This is a genomic window from Phycisphaerae bacterium (genome assembly GCA_024102815.1).
In the GTDB taxonomy this organism is placed as follows: domain Bacteria; phylum Planctomycetota; class Phycisphaerae; order UBA1845; family UBA1845; genus JAGFJJ01.
In genome coordinates, this window is record JAGFJJ010000069.1 from 248,803 (window position 1) to 268,951 (window position 20,149).

Below are 20,149 nucleotides of genomic sequence, written 5' to 3' on the forward strand. Positions count from 1 at the left end.
AACAGACCCCGTTGGATGCCTCCGATTGGTGTCCTCGGAGGAGGAATTGTTTACATGCTCCCGGTTCAGAAGAAATCGAAATCGCGAAGTCGGACGCGGCGGGCGCATCATGCGTTGCGCGCAGTCACGCTCAGCCCGTGTCCGAAGTGTGGGAAACCCAAGTTGCCGCATACGGCATGCGAGCTTTGTGGTTACGTCAGTGCCAAGCTTGTGCTGCCGGTGGGTAAGGAAGAAGAATAATTGCGGCGCGGCTTCAAGAACGGCTATTGAGCAAACACGACAGCTAATCCGCCGAGACAGCCATCGGCGTAATGAATCGGGCAGAAGGGCGGGGCCCCGGCGCGGGGTTCGTCATGGCTTCCTGGTTCGATTGATCCGTCCTTAGCAGAGAAGCTCGGCCTGACCGCCGGCACGCAGTCTATCCAGGGAACCGAGAAGGATGACATTGCGAATGCCCGTCCGCGTCCGGGGCACAGGGATGTACGTTCCGGCGGACGTCCGTGATAACCAGAGCTTCTGCAATTACCTGGACACCACCGACGAGTGGATCGTTACCCGTACGGGGATCAGGGAGAGGCACTACGCGGCGCCGGAGCAGGCTGCTTCCGATCTGGCTCTCGAAGCATCGCGGGCAGCGCTGAAGGACGCGGGGATCTCTGCCGACGACATCGACCTAATCGTTTGCTGTACGGCCACGGGCGATCATCCATTTCCTGCAACGGCAGCCTTCATTCAGGCGGGGCTGGGGTCCGCCAAGCCAACCGCAGCCATGGATGTCAGTGCGGCCTGCGCGGGTTTCCTGTACGGCTCATCGCTTGTCTCCGGTCTGCTCTCTTCGGGCGTTTACGAGAACGTGCTCGTCGTGGGTGCCGAGGTTCTCACGCGGGTGGCTGACGCGGAGGATCGAACGACCTGCGTACTCTTCGGAGATGGGGCGGGAGCGGTGGTTTATTCGCGTTCGAACGATCCGGAACAAGGGATTCTGTACTCGGAATTGGGCTGCGAGGGGTCACGGACGGATCATATTTGGATCCCGGCGGGCGGATCGCGCCTGGCGACGTCATCGAATACCGTCGCGGAGCGTCTGCACTATCTGCGCATGAAGGGGCGTGAGGTCTATCGCTTCGCCGTCAACAAGATGCAGGAACTCATCGATCGGGCGTTGGAATCCTGCAACCTGACGCCGGAGGATATCCGCTTGATTATCCCGCACCAGTCCAACATGCGGATCATCGAGTCGGTGCGAGAGAAACTCGGGCTGCCGGCGGAGCGGGTCTCCATGAACATCGATCGCTACGGGAATACTTCGGCGGCTTCCGTGCCCATTGCCTTGCACGAGGCGCGCAAGGCGGGGCGGGTCAAGGCCGGCGATCTGATTCTGATGGTGGCCATCGGTGCCGGGCTGTCGTGGGGCCTGATGATCTTACGGTTGTAGGAGGAGTCTGCTCCATGGTTCATTCAGCAGTCGTATTCCCGGGACAGGGGGCGCAGCAAGTCGGCATGGGCGCCGACATTGCGGCGTCAAGTTCTGCCGGCCGGAGTGTTTTCCAGCGTGCCAATGACGTACTGGGATTTGACCTCGCCACGGCGTGTTTCGAAGGCCCGGCAAGTCTGCTCGAAAAGACGGACGTTCAGCAGCCTGCGATTTTCGTGACGAGCATGGCGATCTGGGAGGCGTTTCTGGAAGCGGGCGGCTCCCTGGATCAATTTGAATTCGCGGCCGGACTTAGTCTTGGGGAATACTCGGCTCTGTGCGCCGCCGGGGCGATCGAGTTCGTCGATGCGGTCCGGCTCGTGCGGCGTCGCGGCGAGCTGATGCAAGAGGCGGCGGAAGCGTCGGCCGGCGGAATGGTCACCGTGGTCGGTGCTGATATTCCCACCGCCAAGGAACTGTGCAACCGCGCCCGCGAGGGCGAAGTGCTCGTGACCGCGAATTTCAACTGTCCCGGCCAGATCGTGCTTTCGGGGCATGCGAGTGCCTGCGATCGCGTCGCCAAACTGGCGGAGGAATCGGGGCTTCGGTCGGTACGATTGCCGGTGGCCGGGGCGTTTCACTCGCCGCTTATGGAACCGGCTGCGCGGGGATTGCAGGAAGAATTGCTCCGCACAACGATCCGATCACCGAGCGTGCGCGTCGCGGCCAACGTGGACGCGAATTACCATGGCGCCCCGGAATCCATCCGTCAGGCGCTCTCTCGGCAACTGGTCGAACCTGTTCTTTGGCAACAGTGTGTGGAGAGGTTGCAAAAGGACGGGGCTGAGAGCTTCGTGGAGATGGGTCCGGGGCGGGTGCTTACCGGCCTGATGCGTAAGATCGATCGCGCGGCGCGTTGTGTGAATGTCAGCGCGGTCGCGGCCATCGGCGGGGCCGTGGCCGGTCAGCCGGTATAAACAAGCGGACTTTGACGCAGGGCAGGAAATCGCCAATGAGCGGGCAAATCGCCATCGTCACAGGAGGAAGCCGGGGTATCGGCCGGTCAATCTGCGAGGTCCTGGCCGAGCATGGCACCACGGTCATTGCTTCGGCCCGATCAGCGGAAGCGCTTCAGTCGCTCTCCGAGGAGGTTCGCCGGCGTGAGCTTCCGGGACGGATCGAGCCTCGTACGCTTGACGTGACCGACCGGTCTGCCGTTGAGGCCTTCGTGGACAGCGTGGCCGAGTCATTCGGGCGCATCGACATCCTGGTCAATAATGCCGGTATCACGCGGGATGGCCTGCTTCTGAATATGGAAGACGAGCAGTTCGAGAGCGTGTTGACGACGAATCTGCGTTCGGCGTTCTGGCTGACGCGCTCGGTCAGCAAATACATGGTCCGGCAGCGGAACGGCAGGATCATCAACATCGGCAGCGTTTCGGGTGTCATGGGCAATGCCGGGCAGGCGAATTACGCGGCGAGCAAGGCGGGCCTGATCGGCCTTTCCAAGTCGATCGCCAAAGAGCTGGGGAAGCGCAATATCACCTGCAACGTCGTTGCCCCGGGCTTCATTGCCACGGACATGACCGACGTGCTTCCCGATAAGATCAAGGAATCGGTCAAGCAGTTTGTCCCGTTGGGGCGGATGGGCGAAGCGCGGGAAGTCGCCGAGATGGTGTCATTTCTGGCCGGGCCGGGTGCGTCGTATATCACCGGCCAGGTATTCCTCGTGGACGGCGGGATGCACATGTAATGGTCATCCGTTCGGGCGGGGTGGCAGATTCCAGAGGTCTGATTGGCGGCTTTGAAGTTGAGGATCGGCGTGCCTTGCTCGGGAAGGGCGGACGGTATAGGATTCCGACAATTCGCGGTGCGCGGTACCGCTATACGCTAATTACGGGAGGACTGCGGCGTGCATTCTCTTGAGGAAATTCAGGAGAAGGTCATTCAGGTTGTCGCTGACCAGCTCAGCGTAGATAAGGGCGAAATCACGCTCTCATCGTCGTTCCAGAATGATCTCAATGCGGACTCGCTCGACATAGTCGAGTTGGTAATGGAACTCGAAGACGAGTTTGACCTCACCATTCCTGATGAGGAGGCTGAGAAGCTCAAGACCGTCGGCGAGGCCATCGAGTACATCAAACAGCATCGTAAGGCCGGGTAGCCAGGTTTTTGGTCGTCACCATGTCCGGTAAGCGCGTGGTCATAACCGGGATGGGCGCCGTTACACCCTTCGGTATCGGCGTCGACCCGCTGTGGGATGGGCTTGTTCAAGGCCGAAGCGGCATCCGCCCGGTGTCTCTTTTTGACGCCTCAGGGTTTGATGTGCGCATCGGCGGGGAAATTCCCTCGTTCCAGCCGGACCAATATCTCGACCGAAAGCTCGTCAAGCGGCTCGATCGATTCTCGACCCTGGCGATGATCGCGGCCGATGAAGCCCTGCGGGCGTCGGGCCTCGACGTATCCAGGGAGAACCCGCGTCGCCTGGCGGCCATCATCGGGTCGGGCATCGGAGGTATGAACGAGCTCGAAGAGCAGTTCACACGTCTGGCGGAAAAGGGCCCGGGCAAGGTTTCCGCATTCACCATTCCCAAGCTGATGGTCAACGCGGCCGCCGGCAACATATCTATTCAATATGGTGCGAAGGGCGAGAGCATTGCGGTCAGTACGGCCTGTGCTTCCGCGACGAACGCGATGGGGATCGCATTGCATCGTATCCGCCGCGGCGAGGCCGACGTGATCTTCACGGGCGGTTCTGAGGCGGCTCTCACGCCTCTCGCTCTGGCGGCATTTGCATCGATGAAGGCATTGAGCTCGCGCAATGATCAGCCCGAAGTGGCAAGCCGACCTTTCGATCGGGACCGGGACGGATTCGTGCTGGCCGAGGGCGCCGGTGTTCTGATCTTTGAGGAGCTCGAACACGCCCGACAGCGGGGGGCGAATATTCTGGCAGAAGTCATCGGTTTCGCCACGACGTGCGACGCCGAGCATCTTACGCAGCCGGCCGAGAGCGGAGCCGGCGCCGCCGAGGCCATGCGCTTGGCCTTGGAAGACGCCCACGTCGCGCCCAGCGACGTGGACTACATTAACGCCCACGGGACGGGAACGCCGCTTGGTGACGTGGCCGAGACCACAGCGATCAAGCAGGTGTTCGGCTCGGCTGCCAGCCGCCTCGTGGTCAGCAGCACGAAGAGCTCGGTGGGTCATTCTCTGGGGGCTAGTGGGGGGGTCGAAGCGGTTGCCTGCATACGCGCCATCCACAACGCCACCATCCCTCCGACGATCAACCTGGACCATCCCGCCGAGGGCTGCGATCTCGATTATTGCCCCAACACGGCGCGCGACGCCCGGGTTCGCATCGCCATGAGCAATTCCTTCGGATTCGGCGGCCACAACGCCTGTATTGTCATTCGCCAGTGGGCCTGACCAAGGGATTGGAGTGGAGCCGACGCCTCTGTCGATAAGAACGACAGGGCGCTCAAGGTTGGCTTGCGCCCGGAAGTGGAGTTCTGCGCACCGCCGTGAAATATGCCGTCTGCGACAATGCAAGCCAATCCTGGTACCGGCAGTAACACCGTAGCGCGCCTGCTCCAGTTGGACGTGCCACTAACGGTGACACTGGCCGAGCGGGACATGTCGATCGAATCGATCCTGGAGATGAAAGTCGGCACGATTATCGAGTTCGAGGTGCCTTTCGACGCGGAACTGACCCTGGTGGTAGCCAACCAGCCCATCGCGCGCGGCCACGCCGTCAAGGTCGGCGAGAATTTCGGGGTTCGACTGACCTGCGTCCGATCCGTCCACGACCGGATCGAGATGCTGGGAAAAAAGTGAAACTACCCATCACTACCTGCACCGAGCAGACCGCGAACCATGGTCATCGCGGCGTCCGGATCCGTGATCTCTTCATTGAGTTGAGCTCGGTAAACTGCGTCGAGAACTCGGCCCAGCTTCCGTCCAGGTGTCAGGCCCAGTGCCAGAAGATCGTCGCCCGTAACGAAAGGTGGGGGGGCCACGGCGTCCTCATCGATCATGGCCGCGCGGGCTTTCAGCCCATCCAGGAAAACCGGCTCGCGCCCTTCCGATTTCCAGATGGCCTCAAGGAGGAATATCAGATCGGGCCAGTCCGGCCGGGCCATCAGCAACTTCAGATCGGCTAACTCGAGGTCGGGACAGGCAGAGAGGCTTCGCGCGCACGCGACCAGCCACCGAACGCTTTCCGCTTGGCGATTACTGAGCCGAAGTGCCGGAAACAGGTCGGAAATCTCGGGTGGGGCGTTGTACAGGGCTGAGGCGAGCGTCAGGCTGAATTCGGAGGGTATTTCGGGCATCGCCTGGTATCGTGCCAGGGCCGCCTGGTCCGCATTCGCATCGACCGGCCAGGAGGCCGACAGGTGCGGGCGCAACCCGGTCTCGAGTATCAGCTCCCAACCTCGGGCCCGCGTGGGCGCTTCAAGGATGGCTTCGAGTTCCATACGGATGCGTTCCGGGCTGATGCGCCGCAATCGCTCGGCGTGGGATTGAATCTGGTGCAGGGTCTCCGCCTCGATGGTGAAACCCAGCCGCCCGGCGAACCGCACTGCGCGGAGCATACGCAGGTGATCCTCAGCAAAGCGGAGCCGGGGATCACCGATGGTCCGCAGGATTCGGGCGTCGAGATCGGCCCGGCCGCCGACGTAATCGATAATGTGATCAGCGTCGGGATCGAGGAACAGGCCATTAATTGTGAAATCTCGGCGACGGGCGTCCTCTGCCGCGGTGCCGAAGATGACCCGATCGGGGCGTCGCCCATCGGAGTAATCGCCCTCGGTGCGGAATGTGGCAACCTCGATGTCAAAGCCATATTTCCGAACCAGGATAACGCCAAACTGGGCGCCGACTTTGCGGCCCCGGGGAAAGATTGCCAGCACGCTCTCCGGCGGAGCGTTCGTGGCCACGTCGTAGTCCTTGGGCTCGATGCCGAGGAGTCGATCCCGAACGCATCCGCCAGCCAGCAATGCCTGGTAGCCACGCGCGCGCAGCGCGTGGAGAACGAATAGCGCCGCTTCCCAATTGTCACGCTTGGAGCCGGTCATCATTAGCTATTGTGCCGCGAACTCGCGGCCGAAAGAAGCTCACCGCGTTGGAGCCGATTTCGCGCCGGTCGAGAACGAACCAGTTCCGCGGATCCGGATATCGCACTGGCCGCGGATGGTGCAATAGCACCAGCGGGATTACTCCGTTGTCGACCATCGAATCGCGTTCAATACCTTCGTTGCAGGCACTGCGGGAGTGGCTCCCGGAAATGCCCGAGACCGCGCGAGCAAGGAAACCCACCACGTTTCCTGATTCGGTCGTGTCCATGGAGTCGGCGTAGGGCGGATCAAGGAAAATGAGGTCGAAAGGGCGGTTTTCGGTCTGTCTTGTCGCGACGCGCCAGGCATCAGCCGTGACGACGTCCGCCCGGGCTTCGGCCTGAAGACTGTGAATGTTGCTTCGCAGCGATTCCAGGGCCTGGCGATCACGCTCGTAAAAGGTGCAGCGGCGCGCCCCGCGGGAAAGGGCCTCAAGTCCCATCGATCCGCTGCCGGCAAAGACGTCTGCGACGTCCAAGAGTGGCAACTGTCCAGGGCATCCGTAATAGCTCGAGAGGATATCAAATATACTCTGCCGCACCCGGGCGGGCATAGGCCGGGTCGTTTCGGTGGGCGGTCGCTCGAGGCGGCGCGTTCGCCATTGTCCGGCGATGATTCGCATCATGATGTATCATGGTACGTCCGGCAAAGAGGTTCGTCTGCGCTGCCGGTTTCGCTTGTCCCGTTTGACCGGGTGATGCCCGGTTCTATAATCGCCAGCGACGTCCCGAAGCTGAGAGGAACACGAAACCGCATGGGCTCGATTCTCTGCGAACATTGCACGGCGGCGTGCTGCCGATACCTCGCCCTGCCCCTGGACAAGCCACGCTCGAAGCGCGACTACGATGACATACGCTGGTACATCCTGCACGAGGGAATCAGCGTGTTCGTAGAAGATGGCGACTGGTACATCCAGATCCAGACCCGATGCAAACATCTCGGCGCGAACAATCTTTGCCAGATCTACGATACGCGCCCGGAGATCTGCCGAGAATACGAGCCGGGCGATTGCGATTACGTTGGCGGGCAGTATGGCTACGAGCATCTTTTTACGCATGCCAGCCAGCTGGAAGAATACTACGAGAAAAAAACCGGCCGCCGCCTGGGAGCACCGGATCCCGCCACGCGACGCACGCGGAAGCGCAAATCGGCCTGAACGCCGCAACCCTGCCGGGGAAGTAGCGAATGCTCCGGAACAATCATTACGAAGCCGCCTTCGAGGACTTCATCCGCTCGCGGGGCTGGCCCTATGTTCCCGTAGACGAACAGCGCCGGGCGATTTTCGGCGGCGCGCGCATCAAATCCTTCGATTTCATCGTCTACCGTCCGGGGGAATCGGCGTGGATCGTGGATTCGAAGGGGCGCAAGATGGAGACGGAACCCGGCCGGCGCTCATCGCATCGCCAGAACTGGGTCACGCGGGAAGACCTCGAAGACCTCCGTCGCTGGCACGGCGTATTCGGTGAGCGATTCGAGCCGGTTCTCGTCTTTGTTTACTGGTATCCGGAATGGTCCGACATCGGGCGCGACGAGCACGTCCACCTGTTTCGCAACCGATGGTATCACTTCGGTTACATATCCGCTTCCCAGTACGACCGTTACGCCCGACAGCGCTCGAAATCTTGGGATACCGTATTCTTGCCCGCCGATGCCTTCCGCACGCTTTTTCGACCCTTGAATTAGAGCATCGAGGATAGGGCGTTTTACCGGATCCCCGGCGGGCCTATAATGTACCGGTCAAGGGAGGTTCAAGCGCATGACCTTACGACGCGTGCTGACGATGGTTGCGATTCCTGTGCTGCATTTGTCGGCGGCGGCGGCCATGGCTCAGACGCCGGCCAGGCTGCCGGACGAAGAGGGCGTGGTGGTGACCTGGGCAATCGCCGCAGGCATCGTGGTGATCGTCTGTCTTGCTTCCTTCCTGAATCCCAAGCGGTCCCACCTGTCCTGAGGCCGGCACTCGGCTCATGCAAGACGCACGCCGTGCTGCACCGTCTCACTCCTCAATAACCGTGGTTCAGGCTGAATTCCAATCGCACCGGAGAACAGAGATGCTTACTCGACGCTCGTGGATCGTTCTGCTGGCCGGAATCAACCTATTTCTACTAGGGGTCCTGCTCGCCGGCAGCTACTCGCCGACGACGGCCTTCGGGCAGACCAAGGCACGTCCCGGCGACTTCGCCATGGTTACTGCGAAGGCACAGGGCTGGTCCTATGACGTGGTCTACGTCGTGGACAAGGCCAACCGCCGCCTGCACGCGTATTACCCGACGAATCCGCAGCTCAACAACTATGCCTATGGCGGATCGCGCGACCTCGCACAGGATTTCGGGCGGAAGTAGCTGCCCGCTCCACAGGCCCGCGAGGCCTCTTACGAGCATCCCGGAAACGTCGATTGCAATACGGAACCCCTAATCAACTCCAACCTGGAGCGACTACGATGGATTCGAGAGATTTCACGATCGGCATCCTGGCAACGACGGCGACGATCCTTCTCGTCGGCGTCCTACTCATTTCTACACGACCTGCCCCGGTCCTCGCGGCCGGCATGACCCAGACACTCGGCGACTACGTGATCACCGTGGGCGTCGGCCTCCAGAACGACCAGGACGTCGTGTACATTCTGGATGCCCAGGAGCAGAAAGTAGCCGGGTACCAGTTCAACCCGGGTCGCAAAGAAATCGAATTGCGCGCCGGAATCGATCTGGCCCCGGCCCTGGAAAGTCAGAACAAGGCGCCACAGCCGGGTCGACGCGGCAGGCCCTAGGCGGATGCTGGTTGGGACCGGGTGTGAGCAAGTGCAATATTCAACGTCCGATAATGTATGTTCTGTTGCATTCGAGCAAATCCGAAAGCAGGGCGTTTCCTCCCGCCCTGAGATGGACGGCGAGGAATTGCAGCGTAGCCCCCGTCGCCGCTCGTTGCCAGTCCGCGGCCGTAGATGGCCTCGGGCCACTGCGGCGTGTTGCCTTCGGGCGGCGTCGCGTTAATCTACAGTTGGCCGCCGACGTAGCTCAGTTGGTTAGAGCGCCTGCCTGTGGAGCAGGATGTCGCTGGTTCGAGTCCAGCCGTCGGTAATTTCCGTAAATGACTTCATGGCGGTGAGTTACGACCGATTCGTAACCTTGGACGACAGCGCCAGATGTTCCTGTTCATGCTTGAGGACGATGCCGACCGGATCAAACAGTTCGAATCGGCAGTATTACAACTACACGCGTCGATTGATTTCCGACATTGGCGCACTGCGTTGGGGTTCATATCGGGCGTGGTTTCAACGCAGCGTGAGCCACAGCTGATCTGTTTGGACCACGATTGGATTTTCTCGTCGTGGCTTCCATTGGTGAAGCGACTACTCGCCCTCTGACTTGGTGGAAGGAAGTCAGCTTGGCGAGGGTTCCCGCTTCGTTCAGTGCAAGTCTCCGCCGCACGTTTGCCATAATTCATCCAAAGTCGGCTCCGCTCCACATTCCGGGCAGCGGGTTGAGGTAAGCCCGATGAGCGGGTAGCCGCATTCGATGCAACGGGGGCAATCCACGTCAGGTCCCCCACCGGGTGCATATCCGACTCCGTGGAACCACAGCCGGGGCGTGAGCCCCATCCAGACTCCCCAACCGATGATCGGGCCCACGTAAAGGGTTTGCTGCAGCAGCGTCGCCGAATTCGGAACCAACATCAACAAGGCGGCCGGGATGTCGATCAGAAGAACGGCGCAAAGTACTGCCCGCGCAATCATCGGCTTGGGTGCGGGCAGGAGGCGCTTCCAAATCACCGCCCATATGACGATGGCTGGAATGCTTCCGGCCAGGTAAGAGACTCCCATATCGTAGGGGTCGTTGAGTGATATGACGAGCGAATCAATTGCCACACTCACAATCCAGAACAGGCCAAATACGACCGGAATATAGCCCATCGAAAGGATGATCCGTATGCCAAGCGGCGATATACTTTTCGTGATTGGAGATTCAGAAGTCTTGGTCGTTTCGCTCTGCATTCGGGTTTTCTCCATCCCCCACCATACCCACACAAGCAGCCAGCTCCAGAAGCCCAGACCGAGATGAAATTGTCCCGTACGGAGAAGCTCCGGGCGGAAGTCAAAACAACCGCTGGATTGAAAGCTCCACCATCCTTGGGCGATGGCTACCTGCACGAAGGGAATCATCCCGATCATGCCGGTGAGGAGCGACTTCCCCAGCGTCCACAGGACCATTCGACGCCAGATGATTATTACCGCGGCCTCAGTCAGGGTGGCCAGGAGAAGGTGCCAGCAGCGCAACTCGTCCCAGGCGGCTGGAGGAGGTCGCATTTCCCATAGGCATATGGTCAGGAGTGAGGAAGTCGCCGGAATTATGGGAATCAGGGCAAGCGAATAGAGCAGACGCCGGCTGATATCACTGAATTGCTGTTGATGACTTGACGCCATCGAATTACACAGTCGGCAGAGCGTCGCGCAGGGGCGCGAAGTATGTGAATAGGCGGCGTTCAAGTCTCGTTCGGAAACCTCAGGTCCAACACCTGCATTTCCACGGTGCGCCGTCCGTTGAATTCGTTGACCGTCGGCTCAAACGCCGCTCGGCATCGGCGATGATGCTTGAGATCCTCGAGGTGTGCCCCGAGTCCGAAGCCGATCGCGCGAACGCGTGTTTTGCCGTCCACAAATGAAGCCTGCAAATGGTCCGACTGCCGGCCAACGCAGCGCGGCTCGTCGGCAAGTTCAATCCAACCCGTGGCCAGCCGAGGGCGGGGATTGCCCAGCCCGAAGGGGCCCAGGTTAAGAATATGCTCCGTGGTGGCCATGGTGAGCTCGCCCAGCGACACCTCAGCATCCAGTTTCAGCCTCGGGCGCAGATCGGCGCCGCTCAGACGATTGTTGGCCACTTCGACGAAGGCCTCCGTGAATGCGGGCACGCGGTCGGTGGAAATGCGCAGCCCCGCGGCCATGGCATGTCCGCCGAAAGAGACAAGGTGCTCCTCGCATCGGGCCAGTGCTGCGGAAAGGTCGAAAGGTTGAATGCTCCGCGCGGAGCCCTGACCTTCGCCATTGGAAAGGGCGATGAGGACGGCCGGGCGGTGATAGCGGCCAACAAGGCGGGCAGCAACAATGCCAATGACGCCGGGGTGCCACCCTTCCCCCGCCAGCACGAGCGCCCGCCGCCCGTCACCCGCAAGGCCGTCGCGCTCGACGATCTCCGTCGCCTGCCGGGTAATCTTTCGTTCGGTGGACTGCCGGGAGCGGTTGTGCTCTTCGAGATAAAGGGCGATTTCCTGGGCGCGGGCCTGGTCAGCCCGGGTCATTAACTCGACGGCAAGGCGTGCGTGGCCCATCCGGCCGGCAGCGTTGATGCGCGGGGCCAGTTTGAACCCAACGTCGTAGTCGCTGATCTTGCCGCCGGACAAACCGGCCGCTTCGATCAGAGCGCGAACACCGGGCAGGATGGAATGCGGAAGCAGACGCAGGCCGTGGCGTGCGATTATGCGGTTTTCGCCCACCAACGGGACAACATCAGCAATCGTGCCCAAGGCCGCAAGCGAGAGAAGTTCCATGAGCAGGTCGCGAAGATCCGGTCGGACTCTCTCGTTGCCACTTGCATCCTGCGCGATTGCCCAGGCAAGCTTGAAGGCGACTCCCGCACCGCAAAGGTGGGGATTGGGGTACGCCCCCCCCACCGTCGGATGGACAATGGCCTCGACCTGGGGCAATTGCGCGTGAGGCGTGTGATGGTCCGTAATGATCAGCGGGACGCCGGCCGCCCTGGTCACATCGGCGACGTCGACGGCGGTGATGCCGCAGTCCACGGAGATGATCAGGTCGGCCCCGTCCTGCCGAATCAACTTCTGCACGGCCTCGACATTCAGGCCGTAGCCTTCCTCGATGCGGTGCGGAACGTAGAACGACACCTTGGCGCCCAGACGGGTCAGCATGTGCCATAAGATGCTGACGCCCGTTGTGCCATCCACGTCGTAGTCGCCGTAGAGGACGATCCGTCTTCCGTTACGGACGGCGTCGATGACAAGGGGTACGGCCTGGGGTATGCCCGGCAGCATGGCCGGGGCATGCAGGTCGCGAAGCTGAGGCGAAAGGAATGAATCGCAGGGCGTTTCTTCGGATAGCCCGCGATTGATCAGCAGGCGGGCGACAAGTGGGGGAACACCCCATAACTGCGCAAGGCGGTCGACGGGTTCGTTCGGTGTCGGAACCAGCCATTCCTTGGCCACGCCAGCGCTCCGTTCGGACTGCAATTGCCCTCATAAACGGCAGGCGCGCGAGTCTATCGCCGCGCAGCGCGGCCGTAAAGCCGCGTCACCGAATTGAAACTCCAGTTCACGCGACAATAACGCACAAAGGGAATGCCCCAACCGACTTGAACACACAATCCCGGCTGCCTATATTCTCACGCAGCGGCTCAATCATTTGAATTGTTCGGGGTCTAACGTCGTGACTGCAACCTTAGCTGGAAAAACCGTCCTCGTGGTCGATGATGACCGCGATTTGGTCAGTGCCTTGTGCGCCATGCTGGAGGAAACCGGCGCCACGGTTGAAACCGCCGGCGACGGCAATGCGGCGCTTGAGGCGGCATCGCAGCACGATCCGGACCTTGTTCTGCTCGACGCGATGCTGCCCAAGCGTAGCGGATTTCTCGTGCTCGAGAAGCTGAAGAGCAATGGGAAGAAGCGCGGCCAGCGCCCCTTCGTCATCATGATCACGGGTAACGAGGGCAAGCGCCACCAGGCGTTCGCCCAGAGCCTTGGGGTGGATGACTACCTCAACAAGCCGTTCCGCATGGACCGGCTCATGCAATGCATCGACCGCCTCTTTGCCGCCGAGACACCGTCGTAATCTCCGCATGATGCGGCACAGCACGTCGAGCCCATGGCGCCTTGAAACGTTGCGCGCCCCCCGCCGCACGATCGCCGCTACAATAGGATACCGAGGGCGAGTGCTTGCAGTTCCAGCGGCCCATTGTCCCATGCGCCCGGAGCACAGGCCGCCGGATAAGGCAGGGATGTTCAGCATGAATCGACCGGCGAATCCCGTTTCTCTCGCGGCGGCCTGCACGATTCCGTGGGTTCTTTCCTTCGCCGTGTTCGGTTTCGGAGCTGCGACGGCGCAGGAGACAGCGGAAGAGTCCGTCCCCCCTACCGCCGAGCTTTCTCCCGATGAACTCTACATCAAAGGGGAATACGGGGCTGCGATCGACGCCTATCGCACCCGACTCGGGGATGAGCCCGGCGACGTCGCCTCGGCCGTCGGACTGGCGCGTTGCCTGATGCAGACCGGCAACTATGAAGGCGCCTCGTCCGCCTTGGGACAAGTAAGCGGTGTCGACTCGGCCGACTGGCAGACAACGTCGGCTGAACTTCAGATGGTGCTTGGTCGATACGATGCGGCGTTCAGGCATGCCGAGCGGGCCGTCGAGATTGCTCCCGAGCGTCCCGAATCGCGGCTGCTCATCGGCCAATGGCATGAGTTGTTCGGCGACTTCCAAAAGGCCATCGAGGCGTACCGCTGGTTTGATCGGCAGATCGTGGAGCGGGCGGAGCTTCCCCGCGATCCGACGTGGCTCACGGCCACCGCCCAGGGATTCCTGCGGTACAGTATGCTTACGCGAACGAATGTCGCCGATCGCACCCGCCACGTGCTCCGCGAGATGCTCCAACCGGTGTATTCGACTCTGGATCGGACCTATTGGCCCGCGCGACTTGCAGCGGCCGACTTGCTCCGGGAACGATATAACAATGACGAGATCGACGGGAGCGTCTCCGATTACCTCGCAGCACTGCGGATCAACGAGCACCTGCCGCAGGCGTATGTCGGCCTTGCCCGCGTTGCCCTCGACGCGTGGAACTTTGAAGACGCGGAAAAAAACGCACAGGAAGCTCTGAAAATCAACCCTCGTTTTCCTCCCGCATGGCACGTCCAGGCCGAACGACTGTTGATCGAACGACGCTATGACGAAGCAATCGCCGCAGCGAACGTGGCATTGGAAGTCAACCCGCGAGACCTGATTGCCCTCTCGCTGACGGCCGCCGCTCATGCCTGCCGGTTTGACCAGGATGGCGTCGAAGGGTATCGCGAGCAGATCGAGTCCATCGCCCCGCGCTGTCCAGTATTCCATCAGATACTGGGCACGGCGCTGTCGGGAATCCGTCAGTATGCCGACTCGGAGCGCGAATTCCTGCGGGCTATCGAGCTGAATCCCAACGATGCCAACGCACGCAACGAACTCGGGCTGATGTACATGCAATGGGGTCGGGAGGACAAGGCCCGGGATGTCCTTGGCACTGCTTTCCAGATCGACCCGTTCAACCAGCGTACGAAATTCACGCTGGACTTGCTGGACGATCTGCGCGCTTTTTCCACCGTCGAGACGGACCACGTCATCGTCCGCTACAGGGGGGATGAAGACGGGGTCGTGGCCGAAGCCATCGCCCGATACATGGACAAGATCTACCCCGAGGTGACGGATGATTTCGAGACGACGCTCGGTGAAAAGACGATCATCGAAATCTTCCCATCGCTGCGCGAATTCGCCGTGCGGATTACCGGGCAGCCGTGGATCCACACGATCGGTGCCTGCACGGGGCGCATCATCGCCCTTTCCGCGCCACGCCGCGCGGCCGGCTTGACCGGTCCCTACCACTTTGCCCGCGTGGTCCGTCACGAATTCACGCACACCGTCACGCTTGCTGCGACACACAATCGTATTCCACACTGGTTTACCGAAGGACTGGCCGTGCTCCAGGAGGACGCCCCGCGAAGCTACGACTGGATGCGCATGCTCTCTGAGGCCGTCCGTCGTGACGAGTTGTTCGATCTCGTTTCCGTAAGCTGGGCGTTCGTGAGGCCCCGCCGCCCTACCGACCGCGCCCAAGCCTACGCCCAAAGCGAATGGATGTGCGAGTACATCATCGACCGTTTTGGCTACGCGAAAATCTTCGACATGCTCGAGGCATTCCGCAACGGCAAGTCCCAGCCCGAGGTTTTTCGAGTCGTGCTGGGCGTTGAACCGGAGGACTTCTCAAGGGACTTCGCGGTTTGGGCGCGCCAGCAGGCGGTTGCGTGGGGCTTCGACCTCACCCCGCCCGAAGAGCCCGACACGGTCCGTGCCCTGCTGGCCGAGAACCCGGACAACCCCGATCTGCAAGCTCGCTTGGCCCAGGCCCTTCTGGACGCAGGAGAGATTGGTGAAGCCCTCAAGGTTGCCGACGAGGCGCTCGAAGAAAACCCCGGCTCGCCGGCCTGTCTAGCCGTCCTTGCTCGGGCAGTGGAAGCGGCCATGCCCCAGATTGAGTCTCCCACGACAAGAGCAAGCCTGGAGAAAAAGGCGTCGCCTCGCCTTCAAGAGCTGGTGGAGGTCGATCCGGAGAACTGCACGGCCCGAGGGCTGCTCGGCGACAAGGCCTTGCGCGAGGAACAATGGTCCGTGGCTCGCGAACATTACGAGCGCTTGCAGCGATCCTGCCCGCGTGATCCACGAAGCTGGCGGGGACTTGCGGCCGCATATCTGCACGGAGGCAATGACGATCGGGCCCTGCCGCAACTCCTCGAATTGGCCCGGACTGAGGAGCACCAGGCCGATGTCCCGGCTGAGATCGCCCGAATCCAGCGGCGGCACGATCGGCTTTCCGAAGCCGTCTTCTGGTACGGGGAGGCCCTCTTCATCGATCCCCTGAATGCGGATTTTCGCCACGAGCTTGTGGAGACGTTGATGCGGGCCGATCGCACCGAGGATGCTCTTCGAGAGTTGGAAACCCTGATTCGGCTCCATCCGCAGAATGCGGATTATCTGTCGCAGGCCGCCATTGCAGCGAACAAGATCGGACAGTCGGATCGCGCTCGGGAATTGGCTCAGCGCGCCGTGGCCATCGATCCGGATACTCCAGCCCGTGCCCTGCTCCGATAACCTTCGCGTTACCGCCTGCGAATTCGATCAAGCGGCGGAGAGACGGCGAGGGTGCCGGCCGCCGCTTCAAGCACATGCGGCGGAATCGTCCGAGAATGCACCACGATTGTTCTCGCCGGGGCCGGTTGGACGAGACAAGGCGTTTCGCTATGCTCCGCAGCCGATCGATCAACAGCCGGATTGACCGGGGTCGGTGCCCCTCCGGCCGGTAATCGAGTATGATCGGCCGTGGGGAGTCCGATCGGAATCCAGACGGGACAGTTGCAGGTCGTCACCTTGCCCACGGAGATACCAGGCTACCGCATTACCCGCCTCCTCGGCGTCGGCGCCGCTTCGCGCATCAGCCTCGCCGTGGAGGTGGCCACCAATCGCCAGGTTGCCGTCAAGCACGTACTCCGCGAATCGGCAGAGGACGATCCTTTCATTCGCCAGGTGGAGATCGAGCACGAAGTCGCCAGCAAGGCCGACCATGCCTACCTGCGCAAGAGCTACGCCATCCATCGCGTACGCAAGTTGTTGCAGCTACGCGAGGTGATCCTGATCATGGAGTACGTAGACGGCCTGCCCCTGGATAAGGCTCTGCCCAACCGGCTCAATACGTTTCTGATGCTCTTCCAGCGTGTGGCGGTGGGATTGGATGCACTCCACGACGCCGGTTACGTGCACAGCGATATCAAGCCGAACAACATCATGATCGGCCGCAAGGGCGTTGTGAAGATCATCGATTTTGGGCAATCCTGCCCCATCGGACACCGCAAGTCGCGCATCCAGGGAACGCCGGATTACATCGCACCGGAGCAGGTACAGCGGCTGCCGCTCGACCGGCGTACAGATGTGTACAATCTTGGCGCAACGATGTATTGGCTGCTGACGGGGGAGAACTATCCGACAAAAATGTCAGGAGTGGGGACCTCGGGCGGGAGGCAGGTTATCGCGTCGAAGAAGGCGGTTGCCCCCATCGAGCGTAATGATAAGATTCCTTTGGCGCTGTCGCAGTTGGTGATGGAAAGCTGCCGGGAAAACCCCGGCGAGCGCCCCGCGGACATGAAACAGGTGGCGGCCAGGCTCGCCGTAATCCAGAAGCTCTGGAACAAGCAGCGCGACCAGGCGCGAGCCGAGCTTCTCGCTTCCCGCGCACCCGTGATCGATCCTCTGGCGCAAACCGTCGAGCAATCGGATGATAGATCGGAAACGAGCGGCTGAGATCTTCCGTCAGGCCGCCGACCTCAACCGTAACGACCCCCACCGCCGAGGGTCCCGGCTGGACTTCCCGAACTACGGGCAGTTGGTCATGACCGGTGACCTCCATGGCCACCGGCGCAATTTTGAGAAACTCCAGCGCTACTGCGATCTTGCCCAGTATGGTGCACGCCACGTCATTCTGCATGAGATCATCCACGAGGACGTGGAAACGCTTGACGGGCCGGATACATCGCATGAAGTGCTGCTCGAAGCCGCTCGCTGGAAGTGTGAATTCCCGGACCAGGTTCACTTTCTTCAGAGCAACCATGAGCTCGCCCAGATCCACCGGCACGAGATTACCAAGAATGGGCGGATTGTGACGGTCGGTTTCGAGCGCAGTGTCGCCCAGGCCTACGACGACCCGAATGGCGAGGTCCTCGAAGCCATCAACGAATTCATCCGCTCGCACCCCTTGGCCGGCCGGACGGCCAATCGCGTCTTCTGCTCCCATTCGCTGCCGGGCCCGCGAGAACTGCCCGCGTTCGATCCCACGGTGCTCGATCGGATTCCCACCGAAGCCGATCTCGCCGAGCGCGGGGCCGGACACATGCTTGTCTGGGGTCGGTACCACACGGCTCCGGCGCTGGAGACGCTGCGCAGCCTCCTCGATGCCGACTTTTTCCTCTGTGGGCATCAGCCGCAAGAAACCGGCTACGATATCCTCCACGGGTGCATGGTCATCCTGGCCAGCGACCACAACCACGGCGTATTCCTGCCGCTGGACCTGGGCAAGCCGGTGACGATCGAATCGTTGACCAACGCGATCCGGCCGTTGGCGGGGGTGGCCTGATCAATGTGATTTGAGGATCAGTGGCTTTGAAACGGGGCTTCGAGGGAAGCTGAACCAGGGGATTCGCTGCTTGCTCTTCCCGGTGTAAACCACGATCTCACCTGCCTCGCTTCTGCCAGGGAAATTTTGGTGATACTGTTCTGAACCCGCATGCCCTCGGCCCGGCAGCGATCGATGAGCTCGCGGGAGGTCACGCCGATTTCGACGGCCAGATCCTTGATTTTGACGCCCTTTTTCATGTGCGCGCCTTGAGACGAGCCGTGCGGCATTAGTCGTGCGGCTTGTTGAACAGCTCATCGAACGTGATGGTCACCTGACCCCGCTTCGGGGCGGGAATCAGCCTGCCGTCCTCCACGGCCGCGAATGCGAGTTCCATCTTGCGAAGCTCAGGATAAACGACAACGGTGTGCAGTGTTCCAGTCCTCGCGTCACTCCAGGCGACCGACTCCATAGCCTTCCAAACGTCGGCCGATGTCAGCGGGTTCCTGGTCTCGTCCTCCAGACGATTGAAGCGTTTCTTGGACCAGGCGTCCGCTCGATCGTCCGGCTTGAGCTGAGCCAGAACATAGTGGTTTGTGGTGATGCACACTCCGTTTCCGGCCGCATTCTCGCCGATGCCGGACGTGTCGATGTGAAAAACGCGCTCGGGCGGGCTGTCCCCCACGCGCGGCGTCACCACGCGGAACATGTAGCTGAAGGGATACCGCCCCAGCTCTTTCAGCAGCGCGTGAGCGCTCTTGGGCGCATCCGCCGGCGTGGTCGTTTCCAACCACTCGGTCAGCTGCGGAATCAACGGTTTGATCGAGGAGAACCCGTCGATCGTGCTCTCGCCGGAGCCATCGTGAATAAAGGAGCAGACGCCCTTCTCGTTGATGCCGGTGAATGCGCCGATGTATCCAGCCAGTGTGACCATGGCGACCTTGTTGCGGCCGTCCGGCTCGCGGATGAGCAGGATCTGGCGGTCGAGCATCTTGCTGCCGAGCAGTTCAAAATCAAAGTTGCGGGTCGTAATCACTCCTGCATCGCCCGCCCGGTCACCCCAGACCGTAAATCCCGAGCAGGCAACAGCTCGAATGGCATCGAACCCCGTCCAGAAGCGAAGGTCGCTCATGTTCAACGGCCGACCCAGTTCTTTCTGCCCGGCCTGATCGCCCAGCTTGGCCTTCACTCCCGCGAGTATGCCCTCCAGCTCCTCCTCAACGCGCGGCGGCAGGACAAGCATCCCGGCCAGGTAGGAGCGCATGGCGTCGCGGACGGCGCGCTCGTCGGCTGATTTTCCCTGATAATCGAACGACGCGCTGTCGAGCACGCGGTCCGCCAGGAGATAGCCGTGGGCAAAGCCCATTTCCTTCGGCGTCCCCCAAACGCGGAGCGCGGAAATGTTGCCGAACGACTCGAGTCGCCCATTCACCTTGGGCCCGGCGGCCAACGTCGACGAGCAGATGATGAGCAGCGCCAAACAGGACCATCGCGAGCGTTCGTTTGCGAATCGGCAAGGCATGCGCGTCTCCTGGTTACAAAGCAAACGCCCGGTGAACACGAATGTCCACCGGGCGCTGCGGTATCAAGGTAAACGGGTTTGTCGCCGGGTGCTTCCTTGCGGTCGCACCGCCGGAGCCCGAAGGCCCGGTCGAAAATGCGTTGACTTTGATCACCGATGACCCCCGAGAGGGTCTGGTGTCTAGGT

The 20,149-nt window shown here is 61.4% G+C and carries 22 protein-coding genes and 1 tRNA gene; 17 read left to right on the top strand and 6 right to left on the bottom strand.

Going from position 1 to position 20,149, the window contains the following annotated elements; all coding sequences use genetic code 11:
• Positions 1-54 precede the first annotated feature (54 nt).
• The 7 genes from rpmF (at position 55) to J5J06_17250 (ending at position 5,248) form a co-directional block, all read left to right on the top strand.
• Complete coding sequence (gene rpmF / locus J5J06_17220; protein MCO6438838.1) at positions 55-240, top strand: 50S ribosomal protein L32; 186 nt, start codon at positions 55-57, stop codon at positions 238-240.
• 199 nt (positions 241-439) lie between these two features.
• On the top strand, positions 440-1,435 hold the full coding sequence (locus J5J06_17225; protein ID MCO6438839.1) for a ketoacyl-ACP synthase III: 996 nt from the start codon (positions 440-442) through the stop codon (positions 1,433-1,435).
• A gap of 14 nt (positions 1,436-1,449) precedes the next feature.
• The gene (gene fabD, locus J5J06_17230; GenBank protein MCO6438840.1) at positions 1,450-2,391 is read left to right on the top strand and encodes an ACP S-malonyltransferase; all 942 of its coding nucleotides are present in this window, start codon (positions 1,450-1,452) and stop codon (positions 2,389-2,391) included.
• A gap of 35 nt (positions 2,392-2,426) precedes the next feature.
• Positions 2,427-3,167 carry a 3-oxoacyl-[acyl-carrier-protein] reductase gene (gene fabG, locus J5J06_17235; GenBank protein MCO6438841.1) on the top strand — a complete coding sequence of 247 codons (741 nt, stop codon included), beginning with the start codon at positions 2,427-2,429 and terminating at the stop codon, positions 3,165-3,167.
• Positions 3,168-3,326: 159 nt separating this feature from the next.
• Positions 3,327-3,578, top strand: a complete 252-nt coding sequence (gene acpP, locus J5J06_17240; protein MCO6438842.1) for an acyl carrier protein — start codon at positions 3,327-3,329, stop codon at positions 3,576-3,578.
• Positions 3,579-3,598: 20 nt separating this feature from the next.
• A complete protein-coding gene (fabF, locus tag J5J06_17245) occupies positions 3,599-4,840 on the top strand; it encodes a beta-ketoacyl-ACP synthase II (GenBank protein MCO6438843.1) in 1,242 nt (413 codons plus the stop codon).
• A 117-nt stretch (positions 4,841-4,957) separates the two neighbouring features.
• Complete coding sequence (locus J5J06_17250) at positions 4,958-5,248, top strand: FliM/FliN family flagellar motor switch protein (GenBank protein ID MCO6438844.1); 291 nt, start codon at positions 4,958-4,960, stop codon at positions 5,246-5,248.
• A gap of 2 nt (positions 5,249-5,250) precedes the next feature.
• Here J5J06_17250 and J5J06_17255 read toward each other — a convergent pair whose 3' ends face one another.
• A complete protein-coding gene (locus tag J5J06_17255; protein MCO6438845.1) occupies positions 5,251-6,492 on the bottom strand; it encodes a CCA tRNA nucleotidyltransferase in 1,242 nt (413 codons plus the stop codon).
• Positions 6,470-7,153 carry an RsmD family RNA methyltransferase gene (locus J5J06_17260; GenBank protein MCO6438846.1) on the bottom strand — a complete coding sequence of 228 codons (684 nt, stop codon included), beginning with the start codon at positions 7,151-7,153 and terminating at the stop codon, positions 6,470-6,472. Before J5J06_17260 ends, J5J06_17255 begins: the two co-directional genes overlap by 23 nt.
• Positions 7,154-7,282: 129 nt before the next feature.
• On the opposite strand from J5J06_17260, the gene J5J06_17265 reads away from it, so the two are divergent.
• From J5J06_17265 to J5J06_17290, 6 genes are all read left to right on the top strand, one after another.
• The gene (locus tag J5J06_17265; GenBank protein ID MCO6438847.1) at positions 7,283-7,684 is read left to right on the top strand and encodes a YkgJ family cysteine cluster protein; all 402 of its coding nucleotides are present in this window, start codon (positions 7,283-7,285) and stop codon (positions 7,682-7,684) included.
• Between the two features lie 29 nt (positions 7,685-7,713).
• Positions 7,714-8,211 carry an HYExAFE family protein gene (locus J5J06_17270; protein MCO6438848.1) on the top strand — a complete coding sequence of 166 codons (498 nt, stop codon included), beginning with the start codon at positions 7,714-7,716 and terminating at the stop codon, positions 8,209-8,211.
• Between the two features lie 73 nt (positions 8,212-8,284).
• Entirely contained in the window at positions 8,285-8,479 is a 195-nt protein-coding gene (locus J5J06_17275) for a hypothetical protein (GenBank protein ID MCO6438849.1), read from the top strand.
• 100 nt (positions 8,480-8,579) lie between these two features.
• A complete protein-coding gene (locus J5J06_17280; GenBank protein MCO6438850.1) occupies positions 8,580-8,870 on the top strand; it encodes a hypothetical protein in 291 nt (96 codons plus the stop codon).
• Positions 8,871-8,968: 98 nt separating this feature from the next.
• Entirely contained in the window at positions 8,969-9,295 is a 327-nt protein-coding gene (locus tag J5J06_17285; GenBank protein MCO6438851.1) for a hypothetical protein, read from the top strand.
• A gap of 236 nt (positions 9,296-9,531) precedes the next feature.
• Positions 9,532-9,605: transfer RNA gene (locus tag J5J06_17290), tRNA-His, on the top strand.
• 329 nt (positions 9,606-9,934) lie between these two features.
• Here the strand turns inward: J5J06_17290 and J5J06_17295 are convergent.
• Both J5J06_17295 and recJ read right to left on the bottom strand, forming a co-directional pair.
• Complete coding sequence (locus J5J06_17295) at positions 9,935-10,948, bottom strand: hypothetical protein (protein ID MCO6438852.1); 1,014 nt, start codon at positions 10,946-10,948, stop codon at positions 9,935-9,937.
• A 59-nt stretch (positions 10,949-11,007) separates the two neighbouring features.
• Positions 11,008-12,741 (bottom strand): single-stranded-DNA-specific exonuclease RecJ, encoded by a 1,734-nt coding sequence (gene recJ, locus J5J06_17300; protein MCO6438853.1) that lies wholly within the window; start codon positions 12,739-12,741, stop codon positions 11,008-11,010.
• A gap of 220 nt (positions 12,742-12,961) precedes the next feature.
• On the opposite strand from recJ, the gene J5J06_17305 reads away from it, so the two are divergent.
• The 4 genes from J5J06_17305 to J5J06_17320 all read left to right on the top strand — a co-directional run bounded on the left by J5J06_17305 (position 12,962) and on the right by J5J06_17320 (position 18,462).
• Positions 12,962-13,363 (top strand): response regulator, encoded by a 402-nt coding sequence (locus tag J5J06_17305; GenBank protein MCO6438854.1) that lies wholly within the window; start codon positions 12,962-12,964, stop codon positions 13,361-13,363.
• A gap of 175 nt (positions 13,364-13,538) precedes the next feature.
• Entirely contained in the window at positions 13,539-16,430 is a 2,892-nt protein-coding gene (locus J5J06_17310) for a tetratricopeptide repeat protein (protein MCO6438855.1), read from the top strand.
• Between the two features lie 228 nt (positions 16,431-16,658).
• Positions 16,659-17,633, top strand: coding sequence for a serine/threonine protein kinase (locus tag J5J06_17315; protein ID MCO6438856.1), 975 nt, complete (start codon positions 16,659-16,661; stop codon positions 17,631-17,633).
• Positions 17,608-18,462 carry a hypothetical protein gene (locus J5J06_17320; GenBank protein ID MCO6438857.1) on the top strand — a complete coding sequence of 285 codons (855 nt, stop codon included), beginning with the start codon at positions 17,608-17,610 and terminating at the stop codon, positions 18,460-18,462. Before J5J06_17315 ends, J5J06_17320 begins: the two co-directional genes overlap by 26 nt.
• A gap of 17 nt (positions 18,463-18,479) precedes the next feature.
• Here J5J06_17320 and J5J06_17325 read toward each other — a convergent pair whose 3' ends face one another.
• Positions 18,480-18,701: a hypothetical protein gene (locus J5J06_17325; GenBank protein MCO6438858.1), complete on the bottom strand. Its 222-nt coding sequence runs from the start codon at positions 18,699-18,701 to the stop codon at positions 18,480-18,482.
• Between the two features lie 29 nt (positions 18,702-18,730).
• Complete coding sequence (locus tag J5J06_17330; protein ID MCO6438859.1) at positions 18,731-19,963, bottom strand: hypothetical protein; 1,233 nt, start codon at positions 19,961-19,963, stop codon at positions 18,731-18,733.
• Positions 19,964-20,149: the final 186 nt, after the last annotated feature.

What these genes read in the sequence shown, in the direction of transcription:
- rpmF (MCO6438838.1), top strand. Translation starts at nt 55, where the DNA reads ATGCTCCCGGTTCAGAAGAAATCGAAATCGCGAAGTCGGACGCGGCGG.
- J5J06_17225 (MCO6438839.1), top strand. Translation starts at nt 440, where the DNA reads ATGACATTGCGAATGCCCGTCCGCGTCCGGGGCACAGGGATGTACGTT.
- fabD (MCO6438840.1), top strand. Translation starts at nt 1,450, where the DNA reads ATGGTTCATTCAGCAGTCGTATTCCCGGGACAGGGGGCGCAGCAAGTC.
- fabG (MCO6438841.1), top strand. Translation starts at nt 2,427, where the DNA reads ATGAGCGGGCAAATCGCCATCGTCACAGGAGGAAGCCGGGGTATCGGC.
- fabF (MCO6438843.1), top strand. Translation starts at nt 3,599, where the DNA reads ATGTCCGGTAAGCGCGTGGTCATAACCGGGATGGGCGCCGTTACACCC.
- J5J06_17250 (MCO6438844.1), top strand. Translation starts at nt 4,958, where the DNA reads ATGCAAGCCAATCCTGGTACCGGCAGTAACACCGTAGCGCGCCTGCTC.
- J5J06_17255 (MCO6438845.1), bottom strand. Translation starts at nt 6,492, where the DNA reads ATGATGACCGGCTCCAAGCGTGACAATTGGGAAGCGGCGCTATTCGTT.
- J5J06_17260 (MCO6438846.1), bottom strand. Translation starts at nt 7,153, where the DNA reads ATGATGCGAATCATCGCCGGACAATGGCGAACGCGCCGCCTCGAGCGA.
- J5J06_17265 (MCO6438847.1), top strand. Translation starts at nt 7,283, where the DNA reads ATGGGCTCGATTCTCTGCGAACATTGCACGGCGGCGTGCTGCCGATAC.
- J5J06_17270 (MCO6438848.1), top strand. Translation starts at nt 7,714, where the DNA reads ATGCTCCGGAACAATCATTACGAAGCCGCCTTCGAGGACTTCATCCGC.
- J5J06_17275 (MCO6438849.1), top strand. Translation starts at nt 8,285, where the DNA reads ATGACCTTACGACGCGTGCTGACGATGGTTGCGATTCCTGTGCTGCAT.
- J5J06_17280 (MCO6438850.1), top strand. Translation starts at nt 8,580, where the DNA reads ATGCTTACTCGACGCTCGTGGATCGTTCTGCTGGCCGGAATCAACCTA.
- J5J06_17285 (MCO6438851.1), top strand. Translation starts at nt 8,969, where the DNA reads ATGGATTCGAGAGATTTCACGATCGGCATCCTGGCAACGACGGCGACG.
- J5J06_17295 (MCO6438852.1), bottom strand. Translation starts at nt 10,948, where the DNA reads ATGGCGTCAAGTCATCAACAGCAATTCAGTGATATCAGCCGGCGTCTG.
- J5J06_17310 (MCO6438855.1), top strand. Translation starts at nt 13,539, where the DNA reads ATGAATCGACCGGCGAATCCCGTTTCTCTCGCGGCGGCCTGCACGATT.
- J5J06_17320 (MCO6438857.1), top strand. Translation starts at nt 17,608, where the DNA reads ATGATAGATCGGAAACGAGCGGCTGAGATCTTCCGTCAGGCCGCCGAC.
- J5J06_17325 (MCO6438858.1), bottom strand. Translation starts at nt 18,701, where the DNA reads ATGAAAAAGGGCGTCAAAATCAAGGATCTGGCCGTCGAAATCGGCGTG.
- J5J06_17330 (MCO6438859.1), bottom strand. Translation starts at nt 19,963, where the DNA reads ATGCCTTGCCGATTCGCAAACGAACGCTCGCGATGGTCCTGTTTGGCG.